At 70.1% G+C, this 11,586-nt stretch carries 9 protein-coding genes; 3 read left to right on the top strand and 6 right to left on the bottom strand.

Annotated features, from left to right (window positions below; translation table 11 throughout):
* Window positions 1-6 precede the first annotated feature (6 nt).
* From FB559_RS26280 to FB559_RS26270, 3 genes are all read right to left on the bottom strand, one after another.
* Window positions 7-870, bottom strand: coding sequence for an alpha/beta fold hydrolase (locus FB559_RS26280; RefSeq protein ID WP_141958600.1), 864 nt, complete (start codon window positions 868-870; stop codon window positions 7-9).
* Between the two features lie 93 nt (window positions 871-963).
* Entirely contained in the window at window positions 964-2,247 is a 1,284-nt protein-coding gene (locus FB559_RS26275) for a class I SAM-dependent methyltransferase (RefSeq protein ID WP_141958598.1), read from the bottom strand.
* A gap of 2 nt (window positions 2,248-2,249) precedes the next feature.
* A complete protein-coding gene (locus tag FB559_RS26270) occupies window positions 2,250-3,614 on the bottom strand; it encodes an FAD-binding oxidoreductase (RefSeq protein ID WP_141958596.1) in 1,365 nt (454 codons plus the stop codon).
* Window positions 3,615-3,700: 86 nt separating this feature from the next.
* Here FB559_RS26270 and FB559_RS26265 point away from each other — a divergent pair, with 86 nt between their 5' ends.
* On the top strand, window positions 3,701-4,312 hold the full coding sequence (locus FB559_RS26265) for a pyridoxamine 5'-phosphate oxidase family protein (RefSeq protein WP_141958594.1): 612 nt from the start codon (window positions 3,701-3,703) through the stop codon (window positions 4,310-4,312).
* Here the strand turns inward: FB559_RS26265 and FB559_RS26260 are convergent.
* Complete coding sequence (locus tag FB559_RS26260) at window positions 4,290-4,799, bottom strand: DUF1707 and DUF4870 domain-containing protein (RefSeq protein WP_141958592.1); 510 nt, start codon at window positions 4,797-4,799, stop codon at window positions 4,290-4,292. The genes FB559_RS26265 and FB559_RS26260 overlap by 23 nt on opposite strands.
* A gap of 64 nt (window positions 4,800-4,863) precedes the next feature.
* Complete coding sequence (locus FB559_RS26255; RefSeq protein ID WP_141958590.1) at window positions 4,864-5,673, bottom strand: polysaccharide deacetylase family protein; 810 nt, start codon at window positions 5,671-5,673, stop codon at window positions 4,864-4,866.
* A gap of 1,050 nt (window positions 5,674-6,723) precedes the next feature.
* Between FB559_RS26255 and FB559_RS26245 the strand changes: the two genes are divergently transcribed.
* Window positions 6,724-7,071, top strand: coding sequence for a hypothetical protein (locus tag FB559_RS26245; RefSeq protein ID WP_141958586.1), 348 nt, complete (start codon window positions 6,724-6,726; stop codon window positions 7,069-7,071).
* Between the two features lie 516 nt (window positions 7,072-7,587).
* Window positions 7,588-9,669: an ATP-dependent DNA helicase gene (locus tag FB559_RS26240; protein ID WP_246122064.1), complete on the top strand. Its 2,082-nt coding sequence runs from the start codon at window positions 7,588-7,590 to the stop codon at window positions 9,667-9,669.
* Here FB559_RS26240 and FB559_RS26235 read toward each other — a convergent pair whose 3' ends face one another.
* Window positions 9,670-11,373: an AMP-binding protein gene (locus tag FB559_RS26235; protein ID WP_141958584.1), complete on the bottom strand. Its 1,704-nt coding sequence runs from the start codon at window positions 11,371-11,373 to the stop codon at window positions 9,670-9,672.
* Window positions 11,374-11,586: the final 213 nt, after the last annotated feature.

Raw genomic sequence — 11,586 nt, 5'->3', positions numbered from 1 at the left:
GTGCACTCATCCGGCGAGCCAGTCCAGCACCAGACCGTTCACCACGGCCGGCTGTTCGAGGTGCAGAAAGTGCCCCGTCCCGGGCACGATCTCGGCTCGTGAACCCGGCGGGAGGTGGTGCTGGACGTCGCGGACCCGGCCCGTGTCGAGGCAGCCGTCGGCGGCGCCGTGGAGGTAGAGGATCGGCCGCTCACCGGCACGGCGCGCGGACTCCTGCTCGGCGGCGTACGCGGCCACGTGCCGCGAAGAGTCGAACATCGCCCGGTAGTAGCCCAGCGCCGCGGAGAGGTTCGCCGGCTCGCGCAGGCACGCCTTGACGTGTTCGAGGTCGGCCGTGGCGTCGTAGCCGGGCGACCAGTCGGCCCACAGGCCGTCCAGGAACGCCAGGTCGTCGGCCGTGACGGCCATCTCGGCCAGCGGCGTCTGGAACAGGAACATGTAGAAGGACCGCTTCAGCTGGGCGTAGTCCAGGAACGCCGACGACATCGCCGGGATCGGAGGCACGGCCATGGTGACCGCCCGGCGCCAGCGCGACGGCTCGTGCGCCGCCGCGGCGTACGTGGCGGTGGCGCCCCAGTCGTGGCCGACGAGCACCGCGTCGCCGTCGCCGCCGAGGACCTCGTGCAGGGCGTTCGCGTCCGCGGCCAGCGCACCCGTCTGGTACGCGCCGTCGGCGGGGATCCCGGTCGGGGCGTATCCCCGCTGGAACGGCGCCACCGCGCGGTATCCCGCGCCTGCGAGCGCGGGCAGCAGATGTCGCCAGGTGTGCGCGGAGTCGGGAAAACCGTGCAGGCACAGGGCGAGCGGACCGTCGCCGGCCTCGAGGTAGCCGAATGTCAGGCCGTTCGCGTCGACCGTGTCGGTCTTCATGCCCGCGACGTTAGGCCGCGCCTACCGTGCTGTCCACGGAGGGGGTACGGCCGCCGGTCCCCCGGCGGCCGTACGATGCCTCGGCCGCCGGGCTCAGCCCTCGAACGGCGGCTCGAACGACGGCCGCAGCGGCATGTCCGAACGTCCGTCCTCGTGCAGCTTGACGCCGAGCACCTGGTGCAGCTGGATCCAGTTCAGGTCGAACCCGAGCTGGGAGCCGGCCATGTAGAGCCGCCAGACGCGCGCCGTCCCCTCTCCGACCTCGGCGACCGCCTCGTCCCAGTGCGCGTCCAGGTTGCGGCACCAGCCGGCGAGGGTCTTGGCGTAGTGCTCGCGGAGGTTCTCCTCGTGACGGACCTCGAAGCCGGCGTCGTGCATCCTGGAGATCAGATGCCCCGGCCCCTCGAGCTCGCCGTCGGGGAAGACGTACCGGTTGATGAAGCCGTCCTTCTTGATCGACGGCTGCGTGTCGTCCGGGCGGGTGATGCAGTGGTTCAGCAGCCGCCCGCCGGGCTTGAGCTTGCCGTACAGGAAGGAGAAGTACGCGGCCAGGTTGCCCTTGCCGATGTGCTCGGTGAGCCCGATCGAGCTGACGGCGTCGAAGTCGGTCTCGGACACGTCGCGGTAGTCCATGAACCGTACTTCGGCCAGCTCCGACAGACCCGCCTCGGCGATGGCCTTCTGCGCCCACTCGGCCTGCTGCTTGGACAGCGTGACGCCGAGCGCCTTGACGCCGTACTCGCGCGCGGCGTGCATGACCATGCCGCCCCAGCCGCAGCCGACGTCGAGCAACCGCATGCCCGGCTTGAGCCCGATCTTGCGTGCGACCAGGTCGAACTTGTGGTGCTGTGCCTGTTCGAGCGTCGCGTCCTCGGTCGGGAAGCACGCGCAGGTGTAGGCCATCGACGGGCCGAGCACCCACTCGTAGAAGGTGTTCGACACGTCGTAGTGATGGGAGATCGCCTTGGCGTCACGGCGCTTGGAGTGCCGCAGCCCGGAAAGGAGCGGGACCCTCTCGGTCCTGACCTCCTGCGGTGGCGGCTCCAGGCGGGTCAGCGCGGCCGCGCGCAGCAGCGGGTCGCGGATGATGCCCCGAAGAAGCGTCCTCTTGTCGGCCCAGTTCAGGTCGCCCATGGCCGACTGCATCCGGTACAGCGCGGTGTACATGTCACCGCTGATGTCCAGATAGCCGGAGACGTACGCACGGGCCAACCCGATCGGACCCGGAGCGTGGGCGAGATAGGAGATCGCGTACGGCGACCTGACGTTCACCGTGATGTCGGCACCGGCCGGCCCGGCCCGGCTGTCGTCATAGGCCAGGAACTCCACCTGCGCGTCGCGGCCCACGACGCGCTCGAAAACCTCTGCGAGCTGCATGATCACCTGCCTCGTACTGTTTTGTCGTAAAGATCGAGCAACCGCCCGCCGGGGTCGTACTCCTCCTTCAGTCGCCGGTAGGTGGCCCCGTCGTAGTGTCGCCAGAAGTCATCACGGGTGTAATACGCCGTGGAGTACAGCGACTTGTGGCCCTCGAGGCGGGCGACCTCGCGCTCGATCAGCCGGTTGTGGTGTTCGGGCAGGCGGCCGGGCGGGATCGGCACCGTCCCCCAGAATCCCACGTTGACGTATGTACGGCCGGGCTCCAGCGGGTACAGCGGCCAGTTGTCCTGTGCCCGCAGCGGGCACAGCCACACCGGGCTCATGCCGATCTCCCGGCGGAAGAAGTCCAGGAACTCCGCGAGCCGCTCGACCGGCACCTCGACGTCCTGGATGACGTCCTCGCGCGGCGGCTTTCCGCGCCAGCGGTCCAGCCGGGCGGAGAACTGCGTGCGTTTGTCCAGGGCGACCAGGCGGCGGTAGACGTCCGAGCGCTTCCTGGCCGCGGGCCACACCCGGCGTACGAGAGGGTTCTGCACGCCGAAGGCGCGCGAGCACCAGAACCAGTCGGTGTCCCAGCGCCAGAGGTAGGCGTGCGTGGTGAGGACGTCGGTCGGAGCCGTGCCGGCGTTCAGCCAGCGCGGCGAGACGTTACGGTCCTGGATCGAGCGGTAGTAGACCTGCTGCCCGGTGTAGTCCGAGACGTGCTTGGCCGAGTCGGCGAAGGTGCCGAGCGTCAGGTAGAGCTCGTCCTCGCCGAAGACCGTGCCGTCGATGAAGTCGACGTCGGGCCCGAGCTTGTCGATCGCCTCCGCGCACTCTTGGGCGGACCCGAAGCGTACGTGCCGGAGCTCGACGAAGGGCTTGACCGGCTGCAGCTTGATCTTGAGGCGGAGGGCGTAGCCGAGCGTGCCGTAGGAGTTGGGAAAGCCGTAGAACAGGTCCCGGTGTTCGTTGTCAGGTGTCGCCGTGACGATCTCCCCGGCGCCGGTGACGATCTCCATCTCGATGACGGACTCGTGCGGCAGGCCGTGGTGGAACGAGGAGGACTCGATGCCGAGCCCGGTGACCGCGCCACCCAAGGTGATCGTCTTGAGCTGCGGGACGACGTACGGCATGAGGCCGTGCGGCAGGGTCGCGTCGACCAGGTCCTCGTACGTCGTCATGCCCTGGACGTCCGCGGTGCGGTTCGTCGCGTCGACGCTCAGGACCTGGTCGAATCCGCTCACGTCCAGTCCGGGCGCGCCCGCGTCATCGCGGAAACGGAACAGGTTGGAGGTCCGCTTCGCCAGGCGTACCGGAGCCCCCTCGGGAATCGCTCTGTAGGACTCCAGCAGATTTTTGGTTGCCGTGCCATGACCAGTCACCGGACGATCGTCTCATCCCGCGCCCGGTGCCTACAGACCGGCCGCGTGTAGTGTCCGTTGTGTCGTCACTCTTGGGGGTGCCGCAAGTGGCAAAGCTGTATGACGCCATCGACGAACGGCTCCAGGCGTTCATCGCCGAGCAGCCGATGTTCTTCGTGGCCACCGCGCCCGACTCCGGCGGCCACGTCAACGTCTCACCGAAGGGCTACCAGGACACCTTCTCGGTGATCGACGAGAACACGGTGGCCTACCTGGACCTTTACGGCAGCGGTTCGGAGACCATCGCTCATCTGCGGGACAACGGGCGGATCACCGTCATGTTCTGCTCGTTCTCCCGCCAGCCGAAGATCCTGCGGTTGTACGGCACCGGCCGCGTGGTGCGGCCGGACGCCGCCGAGTGGGACGACCTCGCCGGACGGTTCGGCGCCGGTCACGCGGGCTACCGGGCGATCGTGGTCGTCGACGTCACGCGCGTCTCGGACTCCTGCGGCTACTCGATCCCGTTCATGGAGCTCACCGGTGAGCGCAGCCTGCTGGACGACCAGCACGCCCGCCGGCCATCCGACGAATGGGTGCCGCGCGTCGCGCGCAACGCCTCGAGCATCGACGGCCTGCCGGCGCTGGAGCCCGACCATCCGGCTCCGGTCCGGCCTCTTCCGCGCGCTCTTCCGCGCGTCAGCGGACCAGCCGGAGCGTGAACGGATAGCGGAACGGCGTGTCCACCAGCGCGAGGAGAGCGGCGACCGCCGCGACGATCCAGGCGACGGCGTAGACGAGTCCCCCGATCCCGAACGTCACGATCGTGACGATGAGCAGGGTGAGCTGGAAGTTCAGCGCCGACACGATGTGCTGGCGCACGTACGGCGAGCGCCTCGCCTTGGTGCACATCATCACCAGCGGCCCGACGAAGAGCGTGAAGACGCCGAGGACGTGGGCGAACGCGGCGAGAACACGCTGCTCGGCGGTCGGCTCTCCCCTGGGGAGGGGCTTCGGCCCGGTGGCCGGGTTCAGGTCGTAGAGGACCGCGTCGAGGTCGGCCCGGGTCACGGCCGTCATGGCGAGGTGAAGGCGCAGGTCGAGCTCGCTCTTGTCGAGCCGGCCCTCGGCGTACGCCTGCTGGAGCCGTTCGACCACGGGCTCGCGTTCGGCGTGGGAGACGCGGAGCGAGGGTGCAGGAATCGTCATGTTCCGATCGTGCGCCCCGCCCACGCTCCGGGCCATCGGGGAAACCCCTGAGCCGACCCTGGAGTCAACCCCCGTGGTAGTAGGCCTTGCCCGGCTTGAGGGGACGCGCGGCGAGCACCTCAGGCACCGTGGCGAACGTGAAGCCGCGCTTGGCCAGACCGCGCAGGATCTTCGGCACGGCGTTCACCGTGGTCGGGTGGATGTCGTGCATGAGGATGATGTCGCCCCTCCTCGCGCGGGAGACGGCGCGGTGGGCGACGATCGCCGAGTTACGGTCGAGCCAGTCGTCGGTGTCGACGCTCCAGACGATCTGGGCGAACCCCAGGCCACGCGCGACCTTGGCGACGCTCTTGTCGGTGCTCCCGTACGGCGGGCGCATGAGCCGTACCGGCAGGCCGGTCACCCGGGTGATCTCGCTGCGCGTACGGGTGAGCTGGCGGCGGACCTGCCGGTTGGAGAGCTTGGTGAGGTCCGGATGGGTCCACGTGTGGTCGCCGACGACGTTGCCCTGGGCGAGCTCCCGGCGGACGAGGGCCTCACGGCCCTTGATGTTGCCGCCGATGAGGAAGAAGGTGACCCTCGCGTGGCGGGCGGCGAGCATGTGGAGCAACTTGGCGGTGTACGGCCCGGGCCCGTCGTCGAACGTCAGCGCGACGCACTTGGCGACGCGGCAGTTGACGGCGGGGACGACGGGGCGCGTACGGCGGGGACGCACCGGAGGCCGGGCGGCCGGCGGCGGTCCGCTCGCGAGGGCCGGCACCTGAAGACGCCCGGCGTTCGTCGGGCCGAACCCGCTCAGCCAGCCGAGCACGAGAACACCGGCGACGGCCGCGGCGTACAGCCGCGCACGGCCCTCGGGAATGACAAACCGCATTCACGGCCCCTGTAACAGCCTGTGTCAGGACAGGTGTCACCTTAGTGCGGACTATGGGGTGATGTCGGCCAAGCCGGGACAAGCGTCACGGCACGGCGCGAACCCCGACCACCGTCCGAGCCTCCCGAGCGCGCGCACCATCGGGGGTGCAGTGCACCTTCAGGCACGCGCACCGTCGCGGGCAAGCGCCATCGCGGGCAAGCGCCATCGCGGCGTTGCGCCATCGCGGGCGTGCACCGTGGCGGGCGAGCGCACCGTCGCGAGTGCAGGCGCCGTCACGAGCGCGGGCGCCGCCACGAGCGCGCGACACCGGCACGAATGCAGGCACCGTCGCTCGCGCGGGCACCGTCGCTCGCGCGGGCACCGTCGCTCGCGCGGGCACCGTCGCTCGCGCAGGCACCGTCACGAACGCAGGCACCCTCACGAGCGCGGGCGCTGCCACGAGCGCGCGACACCGGCACGAACGCACGCACCGTCGCTCGCGCGGGCACCGTCACGAACGCAGGCACTGTCACGAACGCAGGCACCGTCACGAATGCAGGCGCGGTCGCGAGTGCGGGCGCCGTCGCGAGTGCGGGCGCGGTCGCGAGTGCGGGCGCCGTCACGAACGCAGGCACCCTCACGAATGCAGGCGCCGTCGCGAGTGCGGGCGCTGCGACAAGGGGCTGTCAACCGTCCGCGAATCCACCGTCTGCGGCCGCGTGACCGGCACGGCGCGCCCTCTCATGCTCGCCCTCCCCGCTCCGTCGCGCGACCCGCGTCGCGCGCCGACCCGATGCCACCCGCTACCGTCTCCTTTCGGTGGCGGATCCTCGCTCGTTTCCTCGCCTGTTCGGTCGCGTGGCCGCTCAGGGGGCGGGCGGCATCCGTTCCCGAGCCGCCGCCTCTCGCCTCCCATCGCCATGCGGTCGTCCGAACGACGACCGCCGGGAAATGGGCTGGAACCGTAAGGGTGGCAGCGACGTTAAAAACGTAATTCGCGAAGTCTGCCGCGGGCCCCGGCGATGACGGGATGGGAGCGCCGCGACAGGTTCTTGAGGAGGACCTCCGATGAAGTGGGGAGATCGCTTCGGGATCCGCCGCCGACGCGGCCAGAGGGTGACGACCCTCGACCGTGAGGCGACCAACGCCGACATCGAGTCGCTGATGGCCTTCGCGCGCAGCCGGACGGGGGTGGAGTTCTACGTCGAGCCGGAGACGTTCGCCACTGACACGACCGCGATGGCGATCGCCGCCGACGGCGAATGGACCCGCCGCCGCGTGGGCTCCCCGCAGGTCATCCAGAAGGTCGCACGCGACCTGCGCCTGCCGGTCTACGACGTCCAGATCACCGGCTACCCCCAGCGCATGCGCGACTTCAACGAACGCCGCCGGAAGCAGGGCGGCCCCACCCTCTGAGAGCCGCCCGCGCGGAACCCGCGACCTTCGCCATCAGCTCGCGCACGCCGGGGGCGCAGGGGAGGGCGAAGGCCAGCACCGGCTCGCCCGCGCCCGCCGATCGTCCCTCACGACCCGCCCGGACGACCACGCTCACGACCCCACCTGACCTGCCCTTCCACGATTCACCCGCGGGCGGTGGGAAAAGACGGCACCGGACGCCCGCCGTCAACGAATGCCGCCGGAAGCAGGACGGCCCCACCCTCCGAGACCGCTCGCGCGAAAGGCCCCACCCTCTGAGAACCGCTCACGCGGGAAGGCCCCACCCTCTGAGAACCGCTCTCGCAGGAAAGCCGCACCCTCCGAGAGCCGCTCACGCGGAAAGCCGGCTCGCCCGCACCCGCCGATCGTCCCTCACGACCCGCCCGGACGGTCACGTTCACGACCCCACCTGACCTGCCCTTCCACGATTCACACGCGGGCGGTGGAGGGAAAGGCGGCACCGGACGCTCGCCGTCACCGGTAGCGTTTCGTGTCGTGCCAGACGACCTCCTCGACTCCGCGGACAAGACCGACCTGCCCGACGTCTCCGCCCTTCTCGCCGCCGCTGTATCCGGTGTCGGCGGTGCGGAGCGGCCCGGGCAGGTGAAGATGGCCGAGGCGGTGGCGCATGCCATCGGCTCGGGGGAGCATCTCGCCGTCCAGGCCGGCACCGGTACCGGCAAATCCCTCGCCTACCTGGTCCCGGCCGTACGGCACGCGGTCGACGCGGGTCCGGCGGGCGAAGGGCACTCCTGCGTCGTCGTCTCCACCGCGACGATCGCGCTGCAGCGTCAGCTCATCGACCGTGACCTCCCCCGGCTCTCCGATTCGCTGACGCCGCTGCTCGGACGCGAGCCGGCGTTCGCGATCCTCAAGGGCCGTCGCAACTACCTGTGCCGGCACCGGCTGCAGACCGACGCGCCCGAGGATCCCGAGGAGATCCTGTTCGACGCGCAGGCCGTGTCGGCCGCCGGGCGGCAGGTGCAGCGCATCCACGAGTGGGCCGAGACCACCGAGACCGGCGACCGCGACGAGCTCGTCCCCGGCGTCAGTGAGCAGGCGTGGCGGTCGGTCTCGGTGAGCGCGCGGGAGTGCCTGGGCGCACAGCGGTGCCCGTTCGGGACCGAGTGCTTCGCCGAGCGTGCCCGCGACGAGGCCGGCGAGGCCGACATCGTCGTCACCAACCACGCGCTGCTGGCGATCGACGCCCTGGAGGACTTCCAGGTTCTGCCCGACCATGACGTCGCCATCATCGACGAGGCGCACGAGCTCGTCGACCGCGTCACGTCGGTGGCCACCGCGGAGCTGTCCGCCCAGGCAGTGGAGATCACCGCACGCCGCTGCGGGCGGCTCATCGAGGACGACCTCGCGGACCGGCTCAAGGAGGCCGGGGAGGCGCTGCAGCCCATGCTCGCCGAGATGCACGCGGGCCGCATGGACGTACTCCCCGAGGCGGTCGGGTTCTCGCTCGTGTCGATCCGCGACGCCGCGTACGCCTGCGCCACGGCTCTGCGTACGAACCTCAAGGGCAGCGAGGACGACGCCGAGCGCCTCGGCGCCGGACGCGCGGCCCTCACCTCGCTCGAGGAGATCCACGACACCGCCGTACGCTTCCTGGAGGCGTTCAAGGGCGATCTCGCCTCGCGGCACGACGTCGTCTGGCTGGACAAGCCGTTCTCGGAGGACTCGCGGCGGCCCACGGCGCTCAAGGTCGCGCCGCTAGGCGTCGGCGCCCTGCTCCGCGAGCGCCTCTTCCGCCAGCGGACGACGGTGCTGACCTCGGCAACGCTGTCCCTCGGCGGATCGTTCGAGCCGCTCGCCCGGCAGTGGGGCCTGCCGCCGCTCGACGCCCCGGACGAGAAGGACGTCCTCGAGACCGATTCCGACAAGGCCGACAAGCAGCCGATCAAGTGGTCGGGCCTGGACGTCGGCTCGCCGTTCGACCACGCGCGCAGCGGCATCCTCTACATCGCCCGCGGGCTGCCCACGCCCGGACGGGACGGTCTCCCGGAGGCCTACCTCACGGAGCTGAGCGAGCTGATCGGCGCGGCCGGCGGCCGTACGCTGGGGTTGTTCTCCTCGATGCGCGCGGCCAAGCAGGCCGCCGAGGAGCTGCGCGGCCGGTTCTCTCAGCCGCTGCTCTGCCAAGGTGAGGACTCCACGTCCCAGCTGGTCAAGCGCTTCGCCGAGGACGACGCGACATGCCTGTTCGGGACGCTGTCGCTCTGGCAGGGCGTCGACGTACCCGGTCCGTCACTGCGGCTCGTGGTCATCGACCGGATCCCGTTCCCGCGCCCGGACGACCCGTTGTCCTCGGCGCGCCAGCGGGCCATCGGGGCGCGCGGCGGCAACGGCTTCATGGCGGTCGCCGCCACCAACGCCGCACTGCTCCTCGCCCAGGGCGCAGGGCGCCTGCTGCGCAGCATGACCGACCGCGGCGTGGTCGCGATCCTCGACCCGCGCCTGGCCACCGCCCGGTACGGCAGTTTCCTGCGCGCCTCGCTGCCGCCGTTCTGGACGACGTACGACTCGGAGACCGTCAAGGGCGCGCTGCGCCGGCTCGACACGTCCGACTGATCAGGTCATCGCGTTCTCTTCGCGGAGGACGCGGCGAAGGACCTTCCCGAGCATGTTGCGCGGCAGCGTCGGGCGTATCTCGATGTACGCGGGCACCTTGTACTCGGCGAGGTGGTGCGCGCAGTACTCCGTGAGCTCCTCGCGCGTGGGCACCAGATTCGGGTCGCGCGGGATGATGTACGCGCTGACGACCTCGCCGTGCGCCGAGTCGGGAACGCCGACGACGGCGGCCTCCCCCACGCCCGGATGGGCGCTCAGGACGTTCTCGATCTCGGATGGATAGACGTTGAAGCCGTCGACGATGACGACGTCGCGCTTGCGGTCGATGAGGGTGAAGAAGCCGTCCGGGCTCATCACGGCGATGTCGCCCGTACGGAACCAGCCGTCGCGTGAGAGGGTCTCGGCGGTCTCCGCGGGCTGGTTCCAGTAGCCGGCGAACACCTGCGGCCCCCGTACGATCAGCTCTCCCGGGTAGCCGATCGGGAGGACGCGCCGCGGGTCGTTCTCGTCCACGATGCGCGCCTCGGTGCCGGGAAGCGGCGCGCCCACCGAGACGTGGCGGGCGTTCCCGTCGAGCGGGTTGGCCATGAGGACGGGCGAGGTCTCGGTCATCCCGTACCCCTGGACGAGCTGCCCGCCGGTACCGATCTTGAAGGCTTCCACGGTCGTACGGGCGAGTTTCATGGCGCCCGACACCGAGGTACGGATGTCGCCCACGCCGGCCTTCTTCGACTCCGGCGCCGCGGCGAGCTGCTGGTAGATGGGGGGAACGCCGGGGAACAGTGTCGGCTTGTGCTTGCGTACGGCATCCAGCACGAGGTCGAGGTCGAACCTCGGGATGAGGATGACCATGCCGCCGATCAGCGTCGTACACGTCAGGCAGAACGTCAGCCCGAAGACGTGGAAGAGCGGCACGACGGCGAGGTTCACGTCATGGCCGGGGCGGATCCCCGGGTCCCAGGCGGTGGTCTGGTGCGCGTTGGCGACGAGGTTGCGGTGCGTGAGCATCGCACCCTTGGGACGGCCGGTCGTACCGCCCGTGTACTGCAGGACGGCCAGGTCACGGATGGGGTCGACCGGTGTCTGCTGGGGACTGTCCGGCCCTTCCTTGAGCAGATCGTCGAACCACAGGACGCCCGCCGTCTCGGGCACCTCGGTGCTCAGCTCGGAGAGCAGCCTGCGCGCCTTGGCCAGCGGAAGCTTCAGCAGCTCACGCTTGACGAACGGCAGGTAGTCGGTGAGCGAGGTGACGACCACCTGCTGGACGCCCGTGCCCGGCATGGCCTCGATGAGCGTCTCGTACGCCTTGTCGAAGACGATGACCACTCGTGCGCCGGAGTCGGCGAGCTGGTGGCGCAGCTCCGACGCGGTGTAGAGCGGGTTGGTGGGGACCACGATGGCCCCGATCCGCAGGATCGCGTAGAAGGCGATGACCTCCTGGGGACAGTTCGGAAGAATCATCGCCACGCGCTCGCCCTTGCGGACGCCGATGCGCCGCAACGCCCCGGCGAACCGGTTGACCTCACTCAGCAGCCGCGCGTACGTCATCGAGCGCCCGAAGAACATCAACGCCTTGCGGTTCGGAAACCGCTCGGCGGAGGCGTCGAGCAGATACGTCAACGGCACGTCGGGTATCTGGACGTTGGCCGGTACGCCTTCGGCGTAGAACCGAAGCCACGGCCGTTCATCGTAGGGAGTGCTCATTCGTCGACCATCACTGCCGAAGACAGGCGAAACATTCCCGTAACCCTGGCACTAAGCGCGCACTCATGCACAGTCAATCCGGGAGCACGTATCGCAAGCAGCGGTGATGGCAGGGCTGGTCCTTCCGCGACGAACACCGACCGTGGGTCGTTCGTCTCGTAAGCCGCCGGCACCGGATCACGGCACGAAAGCGGCACAGGCGTGGCGCGGGTC

The organism is Actinoallomurus bryophytorum, assembly GCF_006716425.1.
Taxonomy (GTDB): domain Bacteria; phylum Actinomycetota; class Actinomycetes; order Streptosporangiales; family Streptosporangiaceae; genus Actinoallomurus; species Actinoallomurus bryophytorum.
Note: the sequence above shows the minus strand (reverse complement) of the source record. Positions and strands in the feature narration are given on the sequence as shown.